Annotated in this window: 22 protein-coding genes; 5 read left to right on the top strand and 17 right to left on the bottom strand. The window is 63.8% G+C overall.

Annotated elements, in window-relative coordinates; genetic code table 11:
• Positions 1-80: 80 nt before the first annotated feature.
• Both B5D62_RS02625 and B5D62_RS02620 read right to left on the bottom strand, forming a co-directional pair.
• Positions 81-965 (bottom strand): TauD/TfdA dioxygenase family protein, encoded by an 885-nt coding sequence (locus tag B5D62_RS02625; RefSeq protein ID WP_085932259.1) that lies wholly within the window; start codon positions 963-965, stop codon positions 81-83.
• A 9-nt stretch (positions 966-974) separates the two neighbouring features.
• Positions 975-1,943 carry a Bug family tripartite tricarboxylate transporter substrate binding protein gene (locus B5D62_RS02620; RefSeq protein ID WP_085932258.1) on the bottom strand — a complete coding sequence of 323 codons (969 nt, stop codon included), beginning with the start codon at positions 1,941-1,943 and terminating at the stop codon, positions 975-977.
• 278 nt (positions 1,944-2,221) lie between these two features.
• On the opposite strand from B5D62_RS02620, the gene aqpZ reads away from it, so the two are divergent.
• Positions 2,222-2,914 (top strand): aquaporin Z, encoded by a 693-nt coding sequence (aqpZ, locus tag B5D62_RS02615; protein WP_085932257.1) that lies wholly within the window; start codon positions 2,222-2,224, stop codon positions 2,912-2,914.
• A gap of 120 nt (positions 2,915-3,034) precedes the next feature.
• On the top strand, positions 3,035-4,024 hold the full coding sequence (gene bioB / locus B5D62_RS02610; RefSeq protein ID WP_085932256.1) for a biotin synthase BioB: 990 nt from the start codon (positions 3,035-3,037) through the stop codon (positions 4,022-4,024).
• Here bioB and B5D62_RS02605 read toward each other — a convergent pair.
• Entirely contained in the window at positions 4,021-4,443 is a 423-nt protein-coding gene (locus B5D62_RS02605; protein WP_085932255.1) for a VOC family protein, read from the bottom strand. The two genes, bioB and B5D62_RS02605, sit on opposite strands and share 4 nt — an antisense overlap.
• A 393-nt stretch (positions 4,444-4,836) precedes the next feature.
• Here B5D62_RS02605 and B5D62_RS02600 point away from each other — a divergent pair, with 393 nt between their 5' ends.
• Complete coding sequence (locus B5D62_RS02600; RefSeq protein WP_178097475.1) at positions 4,837-5,556, top strand: DUF6998 domain-containing protein; 720 nt, start codon at positions 4,837-4,839, stop codon at positions 5,554-5,556.
• Between the two features lie 20 nt (positions 5,557-5,576).
• Here B5D62_RS02600 and B5D62_RS02595 read toward each other — a convergent pair whose 3' ends face one another.
• The 5 genes from B5D62_RS02595 to ccrA form a co-directional block, all read right to left on the bottom strand.
• Positions 5,577-6,437 (bottom strand): DMT family transporter, encoded by an 861-nt coding sequence (locus B5D62_RS02595; protein WP_085932254.1) that lies wholly within the window; start codon positions 6,435-6,437, stop codon positions 5,577-5,579.
• A gap of 71 nt (positions 6,438-6,508) precedes the next feature.
• Positions 6,509-7,111, bottom strand: a complete 603-nt coding sequence (locus B5D62_RS02590) for a TetR/AcrR family transcriptional regulator (protein WP_218190915.1) — start codon at positions 7,109-7,111, stop codon at positions 6,509-6,511.
• A 572-nt stretch (positions 7,112-7,683) separates the two neighbouring features.
• Entirely contained in the window at positions 7,684-8,634 is a 951-nt protein-coding gene (locus B5D62_RS02585; protein ID WP_139373699.1) for a bestrophin-like domain, read from the bottom strand.
• Between the two features lie 38 nt (positions 8,635-8,672).
• Positions 8,673-10,313 (bottom strand): acyl-CoA dehydrogenase family protein, encoded by a 1,641-nt coding sequence (locus B5D62_RS02580; protein WP_085932251.1) that lies wholly within the window; start codon positions 10,311-10,313, stop codon positions 8,673-8,675.
• Positions 10,314-10,433: 120 nt separating this feature from the next.
• The gene (ccrA, locus tag B5D62_RS02575) at positions 10,434-11,723 is read right to left on the bottom strand and encodes a crotonyl-CoA carboxylase/reductase (RefSeq protein WP_085932250.1); all 1,290 of its coding nucleotides are present in this window, start codon (positions 11,721-11,723) and stop codon (positions 10,434-10,436) included.
• Between the two features lie 208 nt (positions 11,724-11,931).
• On the opposite strand from ccrA, the gene B5D62_RS02570 reads away from it, so the two are divergent.
• Positions 11,932-12,522, top strand: coding sequence for a hypothetical protein (locus B5D62_RS02570; protein ID WP_085932249.1), 591 nt, complete (start codon positions 11,932-11,934; stop codon positions 12,520-12,522).
• Between the two features lie 3 nt (positions 12,523-12,525).
• On the opposite strand, the gene B5D62_RS02565 is transcribed toward B5D62_RS02570, so the two are convergent.
• The 7 genes from B5D62_RS02565 to gltX form a co-directional block, all read right to left on the bottom strand.
• Positions 12,526-12,813, bottom strand: coding sequence for a DUF427 domain-containing protein (locus tag B5D62_RS02565; RefSeq protein WP_085932248.1), 288 nt, complete (start codon positions 12,811-12,813; stop codon positions 12,526-12,528).
• 52 nt (positions 12,814-12,865) lie between these two features.
• On the bottom strand, positions 12,866-13,489 hold the full coding sequence (locus B5D62_RS02560; protein ID WP_085932247.1) for a glutathione S-transferase family protein: 624 nt from the start codon (positions 13,487-13,489) through the stop codon (positions 12,866-12,868).
• Between the two features lie 10 nt (positions 13,490-13,499).
• The gene (locus B5D62_RS02555; protein WP_170920756.1) at positions 13,500-14,189 is read right to left on the bottom strand and encodes a DUF899 domain-containing protein; all 690 of its coding nucleotides are present in this window, start codon (positions 14,187-14,189) and stop codon (positions 13,500-13,502) included.
• Positions 14,186-14,650, bottom strand: coding sequence for an SRPBCC family protein (locus tag B5D62_RS02550; RefSeq protein WP_170920755.1), 465 nt, complete (start codon positions 14,648-14,650; stop codon positions 14,186-14,188). The genes B5D62_RS02555 and B5D62_RS02550 overlap by 4 nt, the downstream gene beginning before the upstream one ends.
• Positions 14,634-14,993 carry an ArsR/SmtB family transcription factor gene (locus B5D62_RS02545; protein ID WP_085933486.1) on the bottom strand — a complete coding sequence of 120 codons (360 nt, stop codon included), beginning with the start codon at positions 14,991-14,993 and terminating at the stop codon, positions 14,634-14,636. Before B5D62_RS02545 ends, B5D62_RS02550 begins: the two co-directional genes overlap by 17 nt.
• 155 nt (positions 14,994-15,148) lie before the next feature.
• Positions 15,149-16,480 carry a cysteine--tRNA ligase gene (gene cysS, locus B5D62_RS02540; RefSeq protein ID WP_085932245.1) on the bottom strand — a complete coding sequence of 444 codons (1,332 nt, stop codon included), beginning with the start codon at positions 16,478-16,480 and terminating at the stop codon, positions 15,149-15,151.
• Between the two features lie 181 nt (positions 16,481-16,661).
• Positions 16,662-17,993 carry a glutamate--tRNA ligase gene (gene gltX / locus B5D62_RS02535; RefSeq protein WP_085932244.1) on the bottom strand — a complete coding sequence of 444 codons (1,332 nt, stop codon included), beginning with the start codon at positions 17,991-17,993 and terminating at the stop codon, positions 16,662-16,664.
• 104 nt (positions 17,994-18,097) lie between these two features.
• Here gltX and B5D62_RS02530 point away from each other — a divergent pair, with 104 nt between their 5' ends.
• A complete protein-coding gene (locus B5D62_RS02530; protein WP_085932243.1) occupies positions 18,098-19,087 on the top strand; it encodes a Bug family tripartite tricarboxylate transporter substrate binding protein in 990 nt (329 codons plus the stop codon).
• Here B5D62_RS02530 and B5D62_RS02525 read toward each other — a convergent pair.
• Positions 19,074-20,963, bottom strand: coding sequence for an alpha/beta fold hydrolase (locus tag B5D62_RS02525; RefSeq protein ID WP_085932242.1), 1,890 nt, complete (start codon positions 20,961-20,963; stop codon positions 19,074-19,076). The two genes, B5D62_RS02530 and B5D62_RS02525, sit on opposite strands and share 14 nt — an antisense overlap.
• Positions 20,963-21,850: a branched-chain amino acid ABC transporter permease gene (locus B5D62_RS02520; RefSeq protein ID WP_085932241.1), complete on the bottom strand. Its 888-nt coding sequence runs from the start codon at positions 21,848-21,850 to the stop codon at positions 20,963-20,965. The genes B5D62_RS02525 and B5D62_RS02520 overlap by 1 nt, the downstream gene beginning before the upstream one ends.

Below are 21,850 nucleotides of genomic sequence, written 5' to 3'. Positions count from 1 at the left end.
GGCCCGCCGTTCCACGACGCGGACGGCGTGCATACATACACCGCCTGCGCCGCAGGCGGGAGGTCCGGAGGGAAAATGCCTCAGTACGGCTTGTCGCCGGCGATGGTGACCCGGTTGCCACTGCGCGTGTGCGGCCAGTAATCCCACATGGCGCGATGCTGGACGCAGCGATTGTCCCAGAAGGCGATCGAGTTCTCACGCCAGCGAAACCGGCACTGGAACAGGGGATTCTCCATGTGCTGATAGAGATAGTTCAGGATGCCCTCGCTCTCGTCCCGCGGCACGCCGACCAGGAAGCGGGTAAAGCCGCGGTTGACGAACAGGGCCTTCTTCTTTGTTACGGGATGGGTCCGGATCACCGGATGTTCGGCGCGCGGGTAGTTCGGCTTGTCGGCCACGCCATAATTGGCATAGAGGCCGCGATAGACCTGCTCGCCGTCATGGACCGCCGTCATCCCGTCCAGATATGTCTTCATGCGGTCGGACAGCGCCTCGTAGGCCGCGTACATCGAGGCGAATAAGGTATCGCCTCCCTTGGGCGGACACTTCTTGATGTAGAGGATGCTGCCCATCGGCGGCTCGAGATCGCAACTCACATCGCTGTGCCAGCCTTCGCCATTGGCACGCGGTGAATTTTTGTCGGCATGGATGACCATCAGCTCCGGATGGCCAGGCTCGTGCGGCGCCGCCGGATGGGTATGAAGATTGCCGAACAGCCGCCCGAACGCCAGATGCTGCTCGGGTGTGATGTGCTGGTCGCGAAAGAAGATCACACAATTCTCGGCCAGCGCGCGATGGACCTCGTCCTGCTGGCGGTTGCTGAGCGGTTGGGACAGATCGATTCCGCCGATCTCCGCGCCGATGATCGGCGTCACCTGATCGACGGTGATGGTCTCGTAGGGAGCGCTTTCCTCGACGACATGGCGAATTCTGGGACCGGCATTGCCGCGCAGCGAGCCTTGCATGGTTTCCTCCTATTCGAGCTTGATATTGGCACGATGAATGATGCTGCCCCAGCGTTCCTTCTCCGAGCGCGTGAAGGCGGCGAAGGCGTCGGGATCCATGAGCTTCGGCGCGCCTCCCATCGACTCGAGACGCTCCAGCACCTCGGGAATGGCGGCAACCGTGCGAATGTCGGTGTTGATCTTGTCGACAATCTGGCGCGGCGTTCCCTTGGGGACGTAGTAACCGGTCCAGGTCGTCAGCAGCACACCGGGGTAGCCCGCCTCCGCCGCGGTCGGCAGATCGGGCAGCAGCGGATAGCGTTCGGTGTCGGTGACGAACAATCCCTTCAGCGCCCCGCGATCGATGGCGATCTTGGCATTCACGGTATCGATCATCATGAAGCTCAGCAGGCCGCTCTGCAGATCGGGAATGGCCTGCGGGTTGCTCTTGTAGCCGACATAGACCGCCTCGACGCCCGCTTCGAGCTTGTACAGTTCCGACGCCACACGCGCCGGCAGAGCCCCGGCACCGAAATTGTTCTTGCCCGGCTGCGCCTTGAGCTTCGCGGTCAGCTCGGCCGCCGTATTGATCGGACTGTTGGCATCGACAAGAAGCACGAAGGGCGACGTCCCCATCCGCGTGACAGCTTCGAAGTCGGCGATCGGATCGTAACTGAGCTTTTCATACAGCGCCGGATTGACGGCCTGGGTCATGGCCGAGGTTGCGAAGATCGTCAGCCCGTCGGGCCTGGCCCGCGCCACCGACTCCGCGGCCGGAATGCCATTGCCACCGCCCCTGTTGTCGACGACGACCGGCTGGCCCCAGAGCGCGGCGAGTCGCTCCGCATAAACGCGCGCACTGATATCGGTTGCCGCACCGGCCGGAAACGGCACGACCATGGTCACACGGCCCGATGGATAGGTATCGGCGCGTCCCGCAGACGATGTCGCCAGGATCGCGGCTCCGCCGGCAGTGACGACGCGACGTCTCGTGAGCATGTTTCCTCTTTTCCTTGCGAACTAGACTACGTCTCGATTTGCCTCCGTCTCCGTCGAAGTGCTCCAAGTCCGTAATACGGACCTCGAAGGCCCCGTCGGATCGCAGACTGCGCCGCGATTATTGCTTCGGACAGGAAGGAAATTTTCGCCGGCCTGGACGGAACTGCAGAAAGTTCGAGCTTTCCCGGCCTGTCTCACATTTGAGATGAACAGCCATCAATAGACAATTGCAGATCGATACGCTTACGTAAGCGGGCTGAGTAGCGGGGAGACTTTCGATGTCGAAGAAACTTGCGGCCGAATTTTTCGGAACGTTTTGGCTTGTCTTCGGGGGATGCGGCAGCGCTGTGTTGGCCGCTGGCTTTCCCCAACTGGGCATTGCGTTTGCGGGCGTCGCCTTGGCCTTCGGACTTACCGTTCTGACGATGGCCTATGCCGTCGGAGGCATCTCCGGCGGTCATTTCAACCCGGCGGTTTCGCTTGGACTGGCAATCGGCGGCCGTTTTCCCTTCAGCCAGTTGATACCGTACTGGATCGTGCAGGTCCTTGGCGGCATCGCCGCGGCGGCCATCCTCTACACGATCGCCACGGCCAAGCCCGACTTCGTGGTCGGCGGTTTCGCCTCGAACGGCTATGGCGAGCTGTCGCCGGGGCATTACGGCCTGCCGGCGGCATTCCTCATCGAAGTGACGCTGACGGCGGGGTTCATCGTCGTGATCCTGGGTGCGACCGCCAGAACCGCCCCTTCCGGCTTCGGCCCGCTGGCGATCGGCCTGGCCCTCACCCTGATCCATCTCATCTCGATCCCGGTCACCAACACGTCGGTCAATCCGGCGCGATCCACGGCGGCTGCACTGTTCGCGCAGACGGCCGCCCTCGGCCAGCTGTGGCTGTTCTGGGTGGCGCCGCTCATCGGTGCCGTGGTCGGAGCGGCCATCTGGAAGCTGCTGCTGGAAAAGGACGGCGCCTGAAATCGTGAACGAAGCCGCCCGATTCCGGGTGGCATAAGGCAGCCACACGCTGCATTGAATGAGCCGTGGCGAGGCCGATCTGGCCTTGCCGGGCTCCCACCCCTCTGGAAAGAAAAAGCGATGGACTCACTTCACGTCGAGAACCACGACGACGCGTCGTTGCGGCATGACTGGTCACGCGCCGAAGCCGAACACTTGCACGGACTGCCCTTTGCCGACCTGATCTTTCGGGCGCAGACGGTCCATCGCCGGCACTTCGATCCCAACCGGATCGAGACCGCCAGTCTTCTGAGCATCAAGACCGGCGGTTGCCCCGAAGATTGCGGTTACTGTTCGCAGAGTGCGCATTTCGAGACCGACGTGAAGGCCACGCGGCTGATGGAACGCGAGACCGTCGTCGCGACGGCACAGCGCGCCAAGGACGCGGGTGCCACCCGCTTCTGCATGGCAGCTGCGTGGCGCAGCCCAAAGGAACGCGATCTCGAACGCGTCTGCGACATGGTGAGCGCAGTGAAGGGTCTCGGCATGGAGACCTGCGCCACGCTGGGCATGCTCACGGCCGAGCAGGCAGCGCGGCTGCGCGATGCCGGCCTCGATTTCTACAACCACAACGTCGACACCTCGCCGGAGTTCTACGGCAAGATCATCACCACGCGCACGCTGCAGGATCGCATCGACACGCTGGCCTGCGCGCGCGAGGCCGGGCTCAAGGTCTGCTGCGGCGGCATCGTCGGCATGGGTGAACAGGTCGAGGACCGGCTTGGCATGCTGGTGCTGCTGGCCAATCTTCCGAGCCATCCCGAGAGCGTGCCGATCAACCTCTGGAACGAGGTCAAGGGCGTGCCGGTCAACGCCACCGCCGAACGGCCCGACCCGATCGCGCTGGTCCGCCTGATCGCTACCGCGCGCCTGCTGATGCCGAGGAGCGTGGTGCGGCTGTCCGCCGGTCGCCAGTATATGAGCGACGAGATGCAGGCGCTCTGCTTCCTGGCGGGCGCAAACTCGATCTTCATCGGCGATGTGCTGCTGACGACCCGGAACCCCGGCCGCAACCGTGACGCCGACCTGCTCGAACGGCTCGGCATCACTTCCGGCCTCGCCGCGTCCTAAAGGCCGAAGGTCACATACCCTTCGGGACTGATCGGCCACGCCGGGTTCCAGGCGATCTCCCAAGCGTGGCCATCAGGATCGGCAACATAGCCGCGAAAGCCGCCGCGCGCTGGGGCATCGGCGCGCCGCAGCAACCGACCGCCGAAGGCGACAAGCCGGTCGAGTGTCGGTTGCACGAGATCCTGCGCACCGACATTGTGCGCCAGCGTGAAGGCTCCGGGCCCTGCTCCATGCGCACGGCCCGAGTCCGCCTCCAAAGCGGAGGCCAGCCAGGTTCCGAGCATCAGACCGTTCATCTGATAGAAGACGATCTCCGGAGTTTCGAACACTGGTTTCCAGCCAAAGCCCTCGGCATAGAAACGGCGCGAGCGCTCGAGATGGGCAACGCCCAGGGTGATGACCGAAATCTGCTGCTGCATTTCCGCACTCCTTAAGCTTCACCGGCGCGGAATGCGCCAGCGCTGGAGTCGCGGGACTTGGCCTGAGGCCAGACAGAGCCGCATCTGACGATGCGACGACCGGGCTAACCATACCGGTCCGTCTTTTCCGACAAAGCCATTCTAGAATATCGCCTCGGACGAGAGCGAGGACTCTTTGCGATGGCATCGCTACGGCGCGCTCTTACTGGAAGAGGCAGGAATCGGCATGCAGCCGTCGGATGCCGCGCATCGCCGCCATCCATCGCGCGTGCAGCCTTGAGGTGGCCGACGAGCGGAAGGATAACGGAATCCACAACGCTGAGGGCCGGGGTTTGAATCCTGGTGGCTCCTACCGCATAGTGGAGAACATCGCTCACGGAAGACTTTGCGGCCATGTCGCTCTCCCAAGTCCAAATCATCTGTTCCCTGGCCGAAGCCTTGACGTGGTTTGAAAAGGAGCTTGTCTGGAAAGTCGATGCTGCGGAGTTGCGGCACCTCACCGGCCGCATCGGCGAGCTTTACGCGGCAATGATCACGCGCGGGCAAATGGCGCTTGATGTCAATCAGCGCGGGTATGACGTTGTCAGTGCCGAGGGACGGCGCATCACAGTCAAAACAATCACTTCGTCTTCTCATGTGACGTTTCGCAAAAGCACCCTGGACTTTGCACACGATGCGATGATCCTCCGGATCAACACATCTGAGGGCGAGGCCTCGATTGAGGAGTTGTTCCGCGGCACGGTCGATGACTTAAGGTTACTCTGCAGAGATGCTGGGAGTGATCTCCACTACATCATACGCAAGCCGCCTTCGGAGCCGCTTGTATTCGATGGTTTAGCCATCGTTGGTAGTGTCCAGGTTGGTTCTCGACGCGTCATTCAATACGAAAATGGTTCGATCGCAGTTGAAGTCGACGGCGTTCGCGCGCCTGTCGCTAAGCCTGTATTGCGTGAGATCGCAGCCGAACTTCATCTTAGCCTTCTGAATGGCAACGGAAACAAGCTGACTACGCGCCAGCTCGGAGCGATGATCATCGCGACAGCAGGTAGCGAGCACCAATCTTCTCGAGGCGATATCGATGTCGAGAGGAAGTGCGAGCCGATCCCGAATTGACCGCTGCGCGACTTCTAGGCTCATACTGGTCGAGCGCGCTGCCTTATCTGTGTAATGGCGACGCCGGAGATCGAGAGCAGCCCCCCGGCAATCAGCTTTGGCGTCAGACGGTCGCCCAGGAACAGCACGCTCGAAATCACGGCGAACACCGGAAGCAACAGGCCGAACGGCGCGATACGGGCCATGGAGCAACGGCCGATCAACCAGAACCAAAGACCAAAGCCCAGGATACCACCGATGAAGATCGTGTAGGCGAGCGCCAGCCAAGCCCATTGATCGGCTGCGGCAAGACTCGCGAGTTGCCCGTGTTCGAGAAGCAGCGACATCACCGCGACTTGCGGCACCGTAAGCAGCGACGACCACCCCATCAACATCAAGGGATCGAAAGGCCCGTAACGCTTCGTCAATACATTGGACATCGCAAACGCGAAGGCCGCCCCGACCACAAGCAGCAGCGGAAGCACGTTTGCGGTCAGGCCCGGCCCTGCCGCCAGCACGACCACACCGACGAAGGCGATCATCACACCGGTGGACGTCATCAGAGAGGGCCTCTCCGCGAGCAGCGGCCAAGCCAGCAGGACGGTAAAGGGCGTCACGAGCTGATAGGCGATCGCCGACATGCTTCCCGAGCCGAGTCCAAGGCCGACGTAGAAGAGGCCGAAGTTCAATCCGCCGAAGAATACCGAAATGGCGACGATAGGACCGAACTGCTGGCGTGCAGGCCTTCTGACGAACGGAATAAGCAGAAGCGCGATGGCCAGGAAACGCACGGCGAGGAAAAAGAGCGGCGGGAATTCCAGAACCCCCACCTTGATGGCCACGAACTGATACCCCCAGAGCAAGGGGACGGCGACGGCACAGACGATCTGGAAGGCAGACATGGTATCTTTCCTTTCACGACCATTTGGTCCAGATATCGGCCCGCTAAGGGCGAAGACGCGCGCAGGATTGTCTACTTGATGAAGCGTTCGATAAGCGCGTCAGCGACGGCTTGCGATGCGCTCGGTGTCGTCCCCGTCTTGCCCACCACTCGCAACCCTTCGACGAAACAGACGAGAATTCGAGCGGCACTCGAAGGCTCGACACCATCGGCCAGTTTGCCGGCATCCCTGGCACGGGAAAGAGCGCCAGCCATCCGGACCTCCATGGCCTCGAAAAAACGCCTGATCCGCAGGTCGACGTCGGTATCACGGCCAGCCAGTTCCATGGCTGTCGCCACCAGGAGACAGCCTCGCCGACCGCTGGCACCGCTGGTGCGATCGACGTAACCGGCAAGGAGGGTCCGCAGGCCGTCGACCGGATCTTTGCGGGCGGCGAGTTCGCCATCCATCCGCGTCAGGGCATCGGCAATGTAGCGATCCAGTGCCCGCAGGAAGAGCGAGTGCTTGTCACCGAAGGCAGCGTACAGGCTACCCCGCGAGAGCTTCGTCGCCTGAAGAAGGTCCGGCAGTGCCGTGGCGTGATAACCGCGCGACCAGAACACATCCATCGCGCGTTCGACAGCGGCTTCCGTGTCGAAGCTTCTGGGGCGCCCACGCGGCACCTGTGCGGGCATTTGCCGGCTCATGGCGACATACTAGACCAATCGGTCTTGAAATCACAAGTGCACGGTTTGAGGCGTTTGTTCCAAACCAGTCGGCAGCATCGGCAGACCGATGTCGCTTTGCATCGAAGCTGCCGAAGCAGGCCGATCTCGAATTGCCCCAGCGCCACAAATCCGGCCTCCTACTTTACATATATTGCGATATACGCAATAATAGTCTTGTGCGTAAAGGCGAAGCGCGCTCGGCGGCCCCGCCAGTCCATGGTCCCATTCTCTAGAAAAAGGAGAGCAGAGGTGCGAAAAGTTACGGAGGCAGTTAAGGCGGAATCCGCAAGCCCGCCGAGGCGTGGCAGCGGTCGGGTCCCGAGCCGTTTCCGCAGTTAGCGCAGTTAGCGCTAATGCGCTACCCCCGCCAGCCGAGCGCGGGCCACTATATGGGAGGGGGCGAAGATGGGGCCCTTCCGGGTTCGGCGTTGCTCCAGGCCGCGCACGCGGCCAGCAACTTGGCCATGCCAGCCGCGATGTGGCTGCACCGGTCGGCTGTCCTTCGATCCAGCCTTGTCTCGACGACGCCTGGTGTCTTGTCAGGGACGACCGATCTCGGCCAGCGCGATGCGCATGGGCTCGCTGGATATCCGCACCAGGCTCTGGTGCATCGGATCACCGAGTTCCAGGATCATCAGAATGGCGCCCATGACCGCGAGCGAAGTGAGGAAGAAGCTCGTGACCACCGTGGCATTCACGGGTGCGAACAGCCCGAAACTGAGAAAAATGAGAAAAAGCCAGCCGATCAGCACGAAGAGGAATTGTATGGGAACCGTGGTGCCCGGATTTTCCCACAACAGCCATCGTCCAGCGTAGATGTTGGCGGTAATGGTCTGGGCCTGTGCAACGAGCGCTGTCTGTCGTCGGTCGGCAGGTGCCAGCGACAGGATGGAGTCGAGAAGCTTGTCCAGAAGGTCGGCAGTCGCCCGATTGGTCGTCGTCGGCACGGGCGAGGCGGAAAACAATTCCTCGTTCTTCCAAGTTGCATAGGCACGAAGGTCCGCCCGCGCACCGTTCGCCTCCGGCCCGTAGACGCGCAGCACATGATCGAGATGGATGAGGTCGGAGCCAAGTTTCTTGACGATCCCCGCGTTGACCGAGAAAGAGCTGTTCGCCGCCGACAACATCAACGCCAGAACCAGGGACGTGAGCAACACGACAAGGGACGCCGCCAGCTTGACCGCAGTCGCCGATTTGCGGCTCAGGTGGTGGTCCGGCAGCACCCATGCGGCGACCATGCCGGACAGAGCGCCACCGGACATCGCAACCACGGAAAATGCACAGATGTAGAAGTATGAACTATCGATCTTTGGACCATAGACCAGGAGTCCAATGGACCGATAGTTCCAATTTCTTCTCAGAATATCCGTTCCGAGGTAATCTGGCCGAGTTCGTTGCTCCCCGGCGAGCCTCGTGGGAACGCCATTGGAGACCGAATCACCACACTGCCGTCCCCCGGCCCGTCCTCGCTGGCGTAGCCGTCGTCCCATCCGACCAGAAGGGACGCGGCCGATTATTGGTCTACAGCCTAGTTGCGTCCTTCGATCAGGCCGCGGCAGACCACCTGGGCCTGGATCTCCGCGGCGCCCTCGAAGATGTTGAGGATGCGGGCATCGCACAGCACGCGGCTGACGGGATATTCCATCGCGTAGCCGTTGCCGCCATGGACCTGCAGCGCGTTGTCAGCGTTGCTCCAGGCGACGCGGGCGGCCAGGAGCTTGGCCATGCCGGCCTCGATATCGCAGCGGCGGTCGCTGTCCTTCTCGCGCGCGGCGAAATAGGTCAGCTGGCGGGCGATCATGGTCTCGACCGCCATCCAGGCGATCTTGCCGGCGACGCGCGGGAAGGCATAGAGCGGCTTGGCGAACTGAATGCGCTCCTTGGCATAGCGCAGCCCCAGTTCGAGCGCGTTCTGCGCCACGCCGACGGCGCGGGCCGCGGTCTGGATGCGGGCGCTTTCGAAGGTGGCCATGAGCTGCTTGAAGCCCTGCCCCTCCTTGCCGCCCAGCAGGTTCTCCGCCGGCACCTCGAAACCGTCGAAGCCGATCTCGTATTCCTTCATGCCGCGATAGCCGAGCACGCGGATCTCGCCGCCGCTCATGCCTTTGGCCGGGAACGGCTCGGTCTCGTCGCCGCGCGGTTTCTCGGCCAGGAACATCGACAGGCCCTGATAGCCGGGCTTGCTCGCATCGCTGCGCGCCAGCAGGGTCATGATGTCGGCGCGGGCAGCATGGGTGATCCAGGTCTTGTTGCCGTTGATCTTGTAGACCTCGCCCTCGCGCACCGCGCGTGTCCGCAGGCTGGCGAGATCCGAGCCGGTGTTGGGCTCGGTGAAGACCGCGGTCGGCAGGATCTCGCCCGAGGCGATGCGGCCGAGATACTTCTTCTTCTGCTCCTCGGTGCCGCCGGCGCGGATCAGCTCGGCCGCGATCTCGGACCGCGTGCCGAGCGAGCCGACGCCGATATAGCCGCGCGACAGTTCCTCGGTCACGACGCACATGGCGAGCTTGCCCATGCCGAGTCCGCCCCACTCTTCCGGCACAGTCAGGCCGAAGACGCCGAGCTCGGCCATCTTCTGCACCACCGGCAGCGGGATCAGCTCGTCTCGCAGGTGCCAGCCGTGCGCATGCGGCATCACCTCCGCCTCGACGAAGCGGCGGAACTGGCGGCGCACTTCCTCGAGCGCCTCGTCATCGAGGCCGAGCTTGCCGAAGTCGCCCGTATCCAGACCATCGGTGATCAACTGCGCGATCCGCCCTCGTGCCGCGGCCGTGTTGGCGGCGATCAGGGCCCGCACCGCCGGCGTGTCGAGGACGGCGGTATCGATGCCGAGGTCGGCGGCTCGCACGATCTCCACCTGGCTGATGGCGATGCCACCTCTGAGCTGGGCGAGATATTCGCCGAACGCCACCTGCAGGATGAGCTGTTCGAGTTCGCCGCTCGCATGCGCTTCGCCCCATCGGCGCATCTGGCGCAGCGCGGCGACATAGGTCGCCATCCAGGCGTAACCGTGAGCGGCGAACTGTTCGCGCTCGAGCAGCGCGGGATCGACCTTGCCGCTCGGCGCGACCAGCTTGCGTACCGCCTCGCGCGCCGCGACCTCGAACGCCTCGGCATCGCTTACAGCCTCGGCGCAGCGCGCCAGGAGGTCCTTCAGGATCAACTGCATCTCAACTCTCTCGGATCGTTAAACGCGACCTTCGCCGTTGGCCAACACCGGCCGACCGGAAACGAAGGCCGATGCGCATCGCAAAGGCGCCTCTCCCGCGCCGCGGGAGAGGCATCGGCGCTAGTCTTCCAGCGCGTCTTCCAGGGTGCGCAGACCGGGGCGCTTGGCGGAGACCAGAACCGCCATGTTCCCGGGCTTGTGCTGGTTCTTCCACATCTTGGTATGGGCCTTGGGAATGTCGGCCCACTCGAACACCTCGCTCATGCAGGGATCGATGCGTCGCTCGATGACCAGCTGGTTGGCCTGGCTCGCCTGCAGGAGGTTGGCGAAATGACTGCCCTGGATGCGCTTCTGGCGCATCCAGACGAAGCGCGCGTCCATGGTGAGGTTGTAGCCGGTGGTGCCGGCGCAGAAGACCACCATGCCGCCGCGCTTGACGATGAAGCAGGAGACCGGAAAGGTCTGCTCGCCGGGATGCTCGAACACGAAGTCGACGTCGTTGCCCTTGCCGGTGGTCTCCCAGATGGCGGCACCGAACTTGCGCACGCGCTTCATGTATTCGGCATAGCCCTTCTGGTCGTCGACGTCGGGAAGCTGGCCCCAGCAGTCGAAGTCGTTGCGATTGATGACGCCGCGCGCGCCGAGCGACATCACGAAGTCCTTCTTCGACGGATCGGAGATCACGCCGATCGCATTGGCGCCCGCGGTCGCGATGAGCTGCACCGCCATCGATCCGATCCCGCCTGCGGCGCCCCACACCAGGACGTTGTGGCCCGGGCGCAGGATGTGCGGGCGATGGCCGAACAGCATGCGGTAGGCGGTCGCCAGGGTGAGCGTGTAGCAGGCGCTCTCCTCCCAGGTCAGATGCTGGGCACGCTTCATCAGCTGCCGCGCCTGTACCCGACAGAACTGCGCGAACGATCCGTCCGGCGTCTCGTAGCCCCAGATGCGCTGGCTGGTGGAGAACATCGGGTCGCCGCCGTTGCACTCCTCGTCGTCGCCGTCGTCCTGGTTGCAGTGAATGACGACCTCGTCGCCGACCTTCCAGCGCTTCACCTTGGCGCCGACGGCCCAGACGATGCCCGAGGCATCGGAGCCGGCGATGTGGAACGGCTGCTTGTGAACGTCGAACGGCGAGATCGGCAGGCCGAGCCCGGCCCAGACGCCGTTGTAATTGACGCCGGCGGCCATCACGAGAACGAGCACCTCGTCCTCACCGATGGTGTGCGTGGGGACGACCTCCAACTGCATGGACTGCTCGGGCGGGCCGTGGCGATCGCGACGGATCACCCAGGCATACATGTTCTTCGGGACATGGCCGAGCGGGGGAATCTCCCCAATCTCGTAAAGATCTTTCTTGGGCTGGTTGGCCGTCGGGTGCGGTCGCGCCGCGAAAGCAACAACGGTCATGGCAATGGTCCTCCGTTTATTGGTGCCAGCCTATTGTTGCGGCTGCGAGATTGCAACGCACAAAAACACGAAACGGAACGATTTACCGCCGTTGAACACAACAAAATTACAGGGCGGGCTGTGAGCATTCCCGCCGAGGGAAGGATTGCACTGTCAAAACTGATCGCTATTGTCCGCGGCGTTGGAGTTCTTCTGGGGGTACCAGTCGATGATGATGCGTTCGATCAAGTGGGCCGCCGGCATGTCGCTGGTTGCCGCAACGCTGACGCTGGCGACCGTCGCGCCAGCCGCGGCGCAAGGCAACCTGCAGGCGGTGCCGCGGGCCGGCGTCTCGTTTGCCAATACCGTGACGATCCGGGCCACGATCGAAACCGTGGATACCGAGACGCGCACGGTCGCCTTCACGACCGAGAGCGGTCGCCTGCTCGAGTCGGCGGTGTCCGACAGCGTCCGCAACCTCGACGCCATCGAGGACGGCACGACCGCGGACATCACCTTCAACGAGGTGGTCACGCTGCTGAACCTGCGTCAGAAGGGCCCGGGCTCCCACGAAGCGCGCCGGCAGGCGACGGATCCGTCGGCCTCCGACATCGAATCGGGTCGGTTCACCATGACCGTGGTTGGCGTCAATCTCGCCGCCAATCAGGTGTCGCTGGTCGATCCCCGCGGCGGCCAGGTCCGCACGCTGGCCGCAACCTCGATCGCCAAGCAGGACATGCTGAAGAAGATCAAGGTCGGCGACGTCGTGATCGGCATCGCCACGCCTCTGATGGTGACCGCCATCACCCCCGTGAAGTAACCGCTACTTCACCTGGACATCTTCCCAGAAGCCGATCCAGTGATCGACCGGCTTCATCCTGGGCTGGGGAGCTTCATAGGACCAGGCGGCGCGCCGGCTGACGGCGCCCTCCTCGGCCACGTCGTAGAACTGCACGCCATGCGGACATTTGAGATCGTCCGCCGTCTTCGGCGCTGTCGCCAGCAGGTCCATCCGCACCGAGTCGCGCGGAAAATAAACGTAACCATCCACTTCCTGCGTGCGATCGCTCTCGGCGATCACCTTGCCGTGCCAGGTCGCTGTACGGGTCATGGCGGTCCTTTCCGATGGCTCGCCTCATTAGGTGATGCCGGTTGCCGCTGTTTCAAGCGGCCAGTTGCGGCTTGAAGGCGGGTTCCGTCATCTTGAAGCTCGATCGTTGGGCGATCTCGCCCGCCCAGCGCTGGCAGTTGGGCATGGTATCGGCCAGTGCCTTCAGTTCCGGCACATCGGGAAAATAGGCGAAGATCGGCGCGAAGCTGAGATCCGCAGCGCTCACCCCCTCGCCGGCGAGGAAGCGGGTGGCGCCGAGCTGGCGCTCGAACGCGGGCAGGATCTCCCGGGTGCGATCGAAGAACTTCTGCGCCATCCCGGGTGGGAAGGTCAGCAGCTTGAAGCGCGTCGCCATATAGAATTGCGCCGAATGCAGGAGCGAGTCGCTGATCGCGGCGACCCACTGGTCGACCAGCGCCGCCGCCCGCGCCTCGTCGGGCCACAGCTTCGGACCGGCAAAGCTGCGATCCAGATAGCGCAGGATCGCCGCCGACTCGTAGAGCACGAAGTCGCCGTGGGTGATCGCCGGGATCTTGCCGAACGGGTTGAGCGCGCGCACGCCGTCGCCGGGCGGAGTCTGGATCAGCTCGTAGTCGATGCCCTTCTCGTGACAGGCCATGCGGACCGTGCGCGTGAAGGTGCTGGGTTGCATCCCATGGATCTTGATCGCCGTCATCGTTCCCTCCTCAGTACTTGTCGTGTCGCCGCACCCACGCCATCGGCCACGGCAGGTCCGCCTCGTCGCGACCCTTCGAGGTGATGTCGAGCAGGTGATAAGTGCCGTTCAACAGATCGAGCCCGCGGGCGTAGGTTGAATAGGTGCGGTAGATGACGCCATCCTCGCGCCGGAACGCCGTGATGCCCGGCATCTCCTCGCCCTTCACCGTCATGGTACCGAAGTTGTAGGCGGGCTGCGGCGTATCGGGCGTGAAGGAGACGCCGTAATCGAAGTTGAAATCGCTCCCGAGCGAGGAGACCCAGCGGAAGGTCCAGCCCAGCCTTTTCTTGTAGGCCAGCAGCCTGTCGAGTGGCCCGCGCGACACGAGCACGAACGAGGTGTCGCGCGCCGCGAGATGCACATCGATGCCGTTGAAATTGTCCGCCCAATAGGAACAGCTCGGGCAGCCCTCGTTCCAGGTCGGACCGAACATGAAATGCTGCACGATGAGCTGCCCGCGGCCCTGGAACAGGTCGGCGAGCGTGACGCGCCCCTCGGGCGTCTCGAAGACATACTCCTTCTCGACTTTTTCCCACGGCAGGGCGCGCCGCTCCCGCGCCATCTCCTCGCGCAGCCGCGTGAACTCCTTCTCCTTGGCGAGCAGCGCCTGGCTCGCCTTCATCCACTCGTCATGAGCAACGATGCGATGGTCGATCATGCTGTCCTCCTGAGAAAGGCCTCGAGCTTGTCGAACGAACCGCCCCAGCCTTCGCGATGACCTTCAGTGCTGGGATCGTCGGCGAACGGACCGTGCAGCAGCGTCAGTTCGGTCTTCGCTCCGACGGCGCGGAATTCGATCCTCACTGTCGTCTCGTGTCCCCGCGGCAAGGCATAGTCGCCATCGCTATGGTGGGCCCAGGTGAACTCCAACCGCACTGGCCGCTCGACCACGACATAGATGCCGGACGAGGCGAAGACCTTGCCGCTCCTGTTGAGACCCTTGATGCGCCAGCCGCCGCCCGGCCGAACGTCGATCACGCATTCCTGCACCGTGACGCCCGGAGGACACATCCATTGGACGAAGCGGTCCTGGACGATCCAGGCATCGAAGACGCGCTCGGGTGTCGCGTCGAAGATGCGCGTGAGTCGAAGGGTGCGGGTATCAGCGACGGCGGCCATCACGTCTGCCCTTCTTCGGTTCGGGTGCGGTACGTTCGAGGAAGGCATCGAGCTGATCGAACCGCGCCTCCCAGAAGCGGCGATAGAAATCGATCCAGTCGGCGGCGGCGCGGAAGCCTTCGGCGCGCAGCGTACAGCGCCGCCACTGCGCCTCGGTCTGGCGCTCGATCAGCCCGGCATCGGTGAGGACTCTCAGATGGCGCGAGACCGCCGGCAGGGACATGTCGAATGGCTCGGCGAGCTCACCCACGGTAGCCGCACCCTGCGCCAGTCGCGCCAGGATCGCCCGCCGGGTCGGGTCGGCCAGGGCCGAGAAGGTTTTGGAGAGTGTGTCCGTATCCATATTTAACTGGTACGTTAAATACGAGACGATCGTTGGTCAAGCGCGCCTGGCGAGGCCATCGCCAGCACTGCAAGAAAATCCTCAAGTCAGAAGATAATATCCGGGAAAATCAGAATGTTACGGCGATATTCGAAAGCTTCTTTTGCGCCGAAGCATCATCCCCGTTTCCAGGTCGTCCCCTTGGGACCGTCCTCGAGGATGACGCCCTTGGATTTGAGATCGTCGCGAATCCGGTCGGATTCCTTGAAGTCCTTCGACTTGCGGGCGGCTTGGCGCGCGGCGATCGCCGCCTCGATTTCGGCATCGCTGGGACCGGACGTCCCGGCCGGCGCCCAGCGAAACCAGGCTTCCGGATCCTGCTGCAGCAGGCCCAGCGCCTGAGCCCCAGCCTTCAACTCGGCAGCATCCCGGAGCTGATGCAGGGCCGAGATGGCCATCGGCGTGTTGAGATCGTCGGACAGCGCATCCTCTACCGACCGCGGCACGGCAGCCGCCGGTTCGGGGTTCATCGTCCGCAGCCCATTGTACCAATGATCGAGCGTCGCCTTCGACTGTTGCAGTCCCTCCGGGGTGAAGTCGAGCGGCTGGCGGTAATGGGCCGACAGCAGCAGCAGCCGGATCACCTCGCCCTGGTACTGGTCCAGAAGCTCGTGCAGCGTCACGAAGTTGCCGAGCGACTTGCTCATCTTCTCGCCGGAGATGTTGAGGAAGCCATTGTGCATCCAGTACTTGGCCATGATCGCATAACCGAAGGCGGAACGACTCTGGGCGATCTCGTTCTCATGATGCGGGAAGATCAGATCGAGGCCGCCGGCATGGATGTCGAATGTCTCGCCCAGCAGGGCGGCGCTCATGGCCGAGCACTCGATGTGCCAGCCCGGCCGGCCGCGGCCCCAGGGACTTGGCCAGCCGGCCTGGTTGTCGGCCGACGGCTTCCACAGCACGAAGTCGGCCGGGTCCTTCTTGTAGGGTGCCACATCCACGCGGGCGCCCGCGATCAGTTCATCGCGCGGCTTGCGCGACAGGCGGCCATAGTCCGGCATGCTCGGCACGCTGAACAGCACATGTCCGTCGGCGGCATAGGCATGGCCGTTGGCGACGAGGCGCTCGATCATGGCGATCATCTGACCGACATAGTTCGTGGCGCGCGGCTCGACATCCGGCGGCAACGCCCCCAGCCGGCGCATATCGCCTTGGTAGGCATCGGCCGTGCGCTTGGTGAGCGCCTCGATCGTCTCGGCGTGCTCGGCCGCGCGGGCCATGATCTTGTCGTCGATGTCGGTGATGTTGCGCACGTAGGTCACGCGCGGGTAGTGCCGCTTCAACAGCCGATAGAGCACGTCGAACGCAACGACGGGGCGCGCATTGCCGATATGGACGTAATCGTAGACGGTCGGGCCGCAGACATAGAGGCGCACATGCGCCTGATCGAGCGGCACGAACGGCTCTTTTTCGCGCGACAGCGTGTTGTAGACGACGAGGGCCATCGCCCCTTACTCCCTGGTCAAATGCCGACGAATTCCGACGAGCCCGAACCGGGCCTCAGACTTCGATACATCGCGCGCCGAGCGCGGCCGGGAGAAGAAACGACGACATGGTGCCTGTTTATACGAAGGGTTCGTTGCACGCAAACGACGGCTCGGGAAAGTCGTCGCTCGGAAGGGAACGCTAAGCCGGCTGGCCTCTGAGCCGCGCCTCGGCCTTAGACCGGCCGATCAGCGGCAGAAGCCTGGCCATTTTCGGCCCGGTCTCGCGCGCCGTGAGGGCAAGCCGCAACGGATGGAAGAGAGCCCGCCCCTTGCGGGCGCTCGCCGCCGCCACTGCGGTGGTCCATCCCTTCCAGGTCTGCTCGGTCCACGGCTCTGCCGGCAACAACGCGGCGGCATCCACCAGGAAGGCCGCCTCCTCGATCACCGGGGTAATCGGCCCTTGTACGATCTCGGCCCAAACGGCCGCGTCTGACAGAACGGAGAGATTACCGCGCACGGCTAGCCAGAGCGCTTCATTCACCTCTGCGCCCAGACGTTCCCGCACGGCCTCATAGGGCAGCATATGCAATGTGCGGCTGCTGAGCTGTGCTAGTTCCTGCTCCGAGAATCGGGCGGCGGCGCGGCCCACGCGTGAAAAATCGACCGTGGCGATCAGCGGCTCGAGCGATGCCACCGGCTCGACCGGATCGGCGGTACCGATTCGGGCCAGCAGGGCATCGATCGCCAGCGCCTCGATGCCCTGCGCGCGCAGGTCGCCGATCGACAGGGAGCCAGTGCGCTTGCTGAGTCCCGCGCCGCTGGCATCGACCAGCAGGGGCAAATGCGCGAACACAGGCACGGCACCGTCGAGCGCGCGGAACATCTGGATCTGCGCCCCGGTATTGGTGACGTGATCCTCGCCCCGGATCACATGGGTAATCCCGAAAGCGATGTCGTCCACCACCGAGGTGAAGCTGTAGAGGTAGGAGCCGTCGGCGCGCACCAGGACCGGATCGCTCTGGCTCGCCTCGTCGACATGCTGTGGGCCGCGTACCAGATCGTCCCACCGCACCTCTTCCGATGAGAGCTTGAAGCGCCAGTGCGGGCGACGGCCCTCGCTCTCGAACGCCTGACGCGCCGCCGCATCGAGGCGAAGCGCGGCGCGGTCGTAGACCGGAGGGCGGCCCTGGGCCAGCAGGCGCTTGCGCTTGAACTCGAGTTCTTCCGGCGTCTCGTAGCAAGGGTAGAGCCGACCCGACGCGATCAGCCTGTCGCGTGCCGCGTCGTAGAATCCCAGGCGGTCGGACTGGCGTTCCTTGGCATCCCACGGCAAGCCGAGCCACATCAGATCCTGCTCGATCGCCGCCTCGTATTCGGGCCGGCTGCGCTGCCGATCGGTATCGTCGAGGCGCAAGATGAAGCGGCCGCCATGACGACGGGCATAGAGCCAGTTGAACAGGGCCGCCCGGATATTGCCGACATGCAGCAGCCCGGTCGGGCTGGGCGCGAAACGGACGACGGGTGCAGTCATGGCCGGGACTTGTGGCCGCGCACCGTTGCCGGGTCAAGCGTACTTCAGATCATGCGCAATTTGATGTAGAAGCGCCGGATATTCTCACGGGAAGGGAACTTGGGATGAAGCGTCGTCATCTGTTGGCAGTGGGATTGGGATCGCTGGCCGCTCCGTCGATCCTGCCGGCGTCAAACGCCTTCGCACAGGCCAAGTATCCCGACCACCCGATCCGATTCGTCATCCCCTTCGCCCCGGCCGGTCCGACCGACATCATCGGCCGCAAGGTCGCCGAGAAGATGACGACGATCATGGGACAGACCTGGGTCGTGGACAACAAGGCCGGCGCGGCCGGCTCGATCGGCGCGGTCGAGGTGAAGAATGCCAAGCCCGACGGCTACACGCTGCTGATCGCTACCTCCTCCACTCACGCGATCAATCCCACCGCCTACGTGAAGCCGCTCTACGACCCGGTGAAGGACTTCACGCCGATCTCGTCGATCTGCGTCAATCCAGCGGTGCTGGCGGCCCGCGTCGACCTGCCCGATACCGTCATGGGCCTGGTCGAGGTGATGAAGAAGAACCCCGGCAAGTATTCCTACGGCTCGTCGGGCACGGGCGGCATCTTCCATCTCACCGGCGAGTACTTCAAACGCGAGGTCGGCGGCATGGATGTGGAGCATATCCCCTACAAGGGCTCCGCCCCGGCCCTCAACGACATGATGTCGGGCCAGATCGCTTGGATGTTCGATACCTTCGCCACCATGCTGCCGCTGCACCGGGCCGGCAAGATTCGCATCCTGGGCTACGCCTATTCCTCGCGCGCGCCGATCGCGCCGGAGATCCCGACCATGATCGAAGCGGGCGTGAAGGGCTACGAAGCCTACACCTTCAATCTGATCCTCGGCCCCGCCAACATGCCGAAGAATACCGTCGATGTCCTCGATCAGGCGTCGCGCAAGCTGATGGCGGACGCGGACATGGTGAAGTTCCTGAACGACGTCGCGGCGGCGCCGACACCCAATACCACGCCGGAACTCACGGCGAAGTTCATCAGCGACGAGATCGCCAAGTGGGCGCCCGTCATCAAGGCCGCCGGCATCAGGGTCGAGTAGCCCGCGCGTCCTGTCCTTCTGCCGCCGCGAAGGCCTGGCGGCAGAAGGACAGAAAGATCTCGTTGAACGTCTGCGGCGTGTTGAAGAACGGCGCGTGCTTGCCGTTCGGGATGTTGACCAGCGGATGCGACCAGCCCTCGCTGCGGCACAGGGCCAGCAGGTAGCCGCGATTGAGGAAAGGATCGTCGGCGCCGTTGATGATGGCGAATGGCAGCTTGCCGTCGCGCAGCATCCGCATCTGACGCGGCCAGTTCACCACCGGCAGCTTGGTCATCATATAGACGCGCGCCCGACCGTCGGTGCGCGGCAGATTACGGTGCAGATAGGCACTTTCGGCTGATTTCGGCGCCGTCGCCGAACCGGCATAGGCCGCAGCCTCCGCGCGCGTGAAATATTGCTTGCTGGCGAGGATCAGATGAGAGGACGCGTCGTAGCCGGCCGCGAAATCATCGGGCACGACCGTCAGCGGTGACGTCCCGCAGATCGCCAGCCCGGCAACGGGAACCTTGGCGCGGGCCGCCAGCTCGAGGCCGACATAGCCGCCCAGCGACCAGCCAAAGACGACCGGCCGATGGAGCCCCCGCGCCTCGATCACGGCTTCCGCGATCTCGGCATAGGCGATGACGTTGTAGCTCGTTTCGGGGTCGCCATTGTCCGACACGCCATGGCCCGGCAGATCGAAGGCGACGAGCCGGAACTCCGCCTTCAGTGCGGCGAACTGCTTGGCGAAGGCTTCCTTGCAGGCGGAATTGCCGTGGAGAAGCAGGATCGCGGGCTTGTCCCCGCCGGTATCGGACACGGCGATGCAGCCATGCCTGGTGGCAAGCAGGAACTCTTCCGCGCCCGCCATGCGATCGACCCGGGTCCGGCGCTGCATCCGCCGGCGCCACGAGACGAGCATGGCCGTGCGGCCTGTATCGATCCGCTCCCGCAACTCCTGGACTGCCGCCCAAAGGCCACCCGGATAGAACGACACCACGAGCACGATCACGATACCCATGATGATCTCGCGCCACGGGCCGAGACCGACGATCGCTTCGGACAGGAAGGTCATGACGAAGGCCGAGACGATCGGCCCCCACAACGTCGCCACGCCGCCGACGAGGAGGATCGACAGGATCAGGGTCAGGAAGCTCAGGCCGAACACGTCCGGCGAAGCGACGCGAACGTAGGAGCCGTAGAAGGCTCCGGCGATCCCCGTGAAAAGTGCGCTCGCCACCAGGGTCAGAAGCCGGGTGCGGGCCTCCGACACGCCGCGCGCAATGGCGAAATACTTGTGATCGCGCAGACCGACGATGGCGCGGCCGAGGGGCGAGCGGATCACGCCGTAGAGGAAGGTCGTGGCCAGCACGAGAAGCAGCAGCGCGGCGTAGTAGTAGCCGATCTTGCCGTCGCGGATGAAGCTGTAGTCGCCGACCCTCAGCGCCGGCAGGGAGACGATACCCGAGGTTCCGCCAGTCCATTTCGACTGGCTGACCGTCACCTGATAGAGAAGCTGCGAGACCGCGATCGTCACCAGGATCACGTAGATCCCGTCGAGCCGCAGCACAGGCAGGGCGATCAGGGCCGCCACGATCATCGCCACGAGACCGCCCAGGGGGATCGCCAGCCAGGGCGACAGACCGAGGAATTTTACCGCCAGGGCGAAGCTGTACAGCCCGACTGCGAACAATGCGCCATGCGCGAAATTGAACAGGCCGCCAAAGCCGAGGCTGAGATCCCAGCTCGCGGCAACGGCGGCAAAGATGAACGACAGGACGAGAAGATGTCGCGTATAGGGATCGACCACAAAGAGAGGCAGTCCGATCAGGACCGCCAGGATCGATAGGGCCGGCCACAGGCCGTTGGTGCGATGGAACGGCGGATCGTAGCGCATCACACCGACCTCTGCCGGCGACCGAACAGGCCTTCCGGTTTGATGATCAGCACGGCGATCATGAGCCCGAACAGCACCGCGGGCGTCCAGTAGAGGCCGACGAAGTAGGTCGAGAAGGCTTCGATGATCCCCACCGCGAAGGCGGCGTAGATGGACGAGGTGAAGCGCGCGACCCCGCCCAGGATCACGACCACCAGCGCCTTCTGCAAGGGATCGTCGCCCATGGTCGGGCTCATGAAGCGGATCGAACCGATGAAGACGCCCGCCAGCCCGGCCACGGCCGCGGCCAGGCCGAAGGTCAGCGCATAGAGCAGCCGCACATCGAGCCCCATCAATTGCGCCGCCTCGCGGTTCTGAGCGACGGCCCGCATCGAGCGACCCAGCGGCGTGCGCAACAGGAACCAGCCGATGGCAAAGAGCGTCGCCGCGACCACCACGACCATGACCAGTTCCTGGCTGCGCACGTGAACCAGCCCGACGGTGACCTCGCCGCCGAGAGCCGGCTCGATCTGCTTCATGCGCGGTCCCCAGATGACATTGAGCAGATTGGTTATGATCGATGCGCCGGCCAGGGTCGTGATGACGGTCAGAAGCACGATGTCGCGATGGCGCTCGAACGGCCGAACCAACAGGGTCTGCACCACCACGCCGAGAGCGAACATCGCAAGCACCGCGAGGATCGCGCCGGCCCAATAGCCCAATCCGAAGCCGGCAGCGTTCCCGAATTGCCACGCCAGATACGCGCCCGTGGCGATGAACGCCCCGTGCGCGAAATTGAAGATGCCGAGCGTCGTCCAGACGATGGCCAGACCGAAAGCCATCAAGGCATAGAGGATGCCCAGCGCGGCACCGCTCTCCAGGATGGAGACGAGCGTCTGCAGGTCCAT

Source organism: Enhydrobacter aerosaccus, from assembly GCF_900167455.1.
GTDB classification, from domain to species: Bacteria; Pseudomonadota; Alphaproteobacteria; order Reyranellales; family Reyranellaceae; genus Reyranella; species Reyranella aerosaccus.
This window is presented reverse-complemented; position numbering and strand designations above follow the sequence as displayed.

Coding starts and splice junctions, on each gene's coding strand:
- gltX (WP_085932244.1), bottom strand. CDS start 17,993: ATGACTGCACCCGTCGTCCGTTTCGCGCCCAGCCCGACCGGGCTGCTG.
- cysS (WP_085932245.1), bottom strand. CDS start 16,480: ATGGCCCTCGTCGTCTACAACACGCTGTCGCGCGAAAAAGAGCCGTTC.
- bioB (WP_085932256.1), top strand. CDS start 3,035: ATGGACTCACTTCACGTCGAGAACCACGACGACGCGTCGTTGCGGCAT.
- B5D62_RS02560 (WP_085932247.1), bottom strand. CDS start 13,489: ATGACGGCGATCAAGATCCATGGGATGCAACCCAGCACCTTCACGCGC.
- aqpZ (WP_085932257.1), top strand. CDS start 2,222: ATGTCGAAGAAACTTGCGGCCGAATTTTTCGGAACGTTTTGGCTTGTC.
- B5D62_RS02555 (WP_170920756.1), bottom strand. CDS start 14,189: ATGATCGACCATCGCATCGTTGCTCATGACGAGTGGATGAAGGCGAGC.
- B5D62_RS02520 (WP_085932241.1), bottom strand. CDS start 21,850: ATGGACCTGCAGACGCTCGTCTCCATCCTGGAGAGCGGTGCCGCGCTG.
- ccrA (WP_085932250.1), bottom strand. CDS start 11,723: ATGACCGTTGTTGCTTTCGCGGCGCGACCGCACCCGACGGCCAACCAG.
- B5D62_RS02595 (WP_085932254.1), bottom strand. CDS start 6,437: ATGTCTGCCTTCCAGATCGTCTGTGCCGTCGCCGTCCCCTTGCTCTGG.
- B5D62_RS02580 (WP_085932251.1), bottom strand. CDS start 10,313: ATGCAGTTGATCCTGAAGGACCTCCTGGCGCGCTGCGCCGAGGCTGTA.
- B5D62_RS02620 (WP_085932258.1), bottom strand. CDS start 1,943: ATGCTCACGAGACGTCGCGTCGTCACTGCCGGCGGAGCCGCGATCCTG.
- B5D62_RS02525 (WP_085932242.1), bottom strand. CDS start 20,963: ATGCGCTACGATCCGCCGTTCCATCGCACCAACGGCCTGTGGCCGGCC.
- B5D62_RS02545 (WP_085933486.1), bottom strand. CDS start 14,993: ATGGATACGGACACACTCTCCAAAACCTTCTCGGCCCTGGCCGACCCG.
- B5D62_RS02570 (WP_085932249.1), top strand. CDS start 11,932: ATGATGATGCGTTCGATCAAGTGGGCCGCCGGCATGTCGCTGGTTGCC.
- B5D62_RS02600 (WP_178097475.1), top strand. CDS start 4,837: ATGTCGCTCTCCCAAGTCCAAATCATCTGTTCCCTGGCCGAAGCCTTG.
- B5D62_RS02625 (WP_085932259.1), bottom strand. CDS start 965: ATGCAAGGCTCGCTGCGCGGCAATGCCGGTCCCAGAATTCGCCATGTC.
- B5D62_RS02550 (WP_170920755.1), bottom strand. CDS start 14,650: ATGGCCGCCGTCGCTGATACCCGCACCCTTCGACTCACGCGCATCTTC.
- B5D62_RS02585 (WP_139373699.1), bottom strand. CDS start 8,634: ATGGGACGACGGCTACGCCAGCGAGGACGGGCCGGGGGACGGCAGTGT.
- B5D62_RS02605 (WP_085932255.1), bottom strand. CDS start 4,443: ATGCAGCAGCAGATTTCGGTCATCACCCTGGGCGTTGCCCATCTCGAG.
- B5D62_RS02530 (WP_085932243.1), top strand. CDS start 18,098: ATGAAGCGTCGTCATCTGTTGGCAGTGGGATTGGGATCGCTGGCCGCT.
- B5D62_RS02590 (WP_218190915.1), bottom strand. CDS start 7,111: ATGCCCGCACAGGTGCCGCGTGGGCGCCCCAGAAGCTTCGACACGGAA.
- B5D62_RS02565 (WP_085932248.1), bottom strand. CDS start 12,813: ATGACCCGTACAGCGACCTGGCACGGCAAGGTGATCGCCGAGAGCGAT.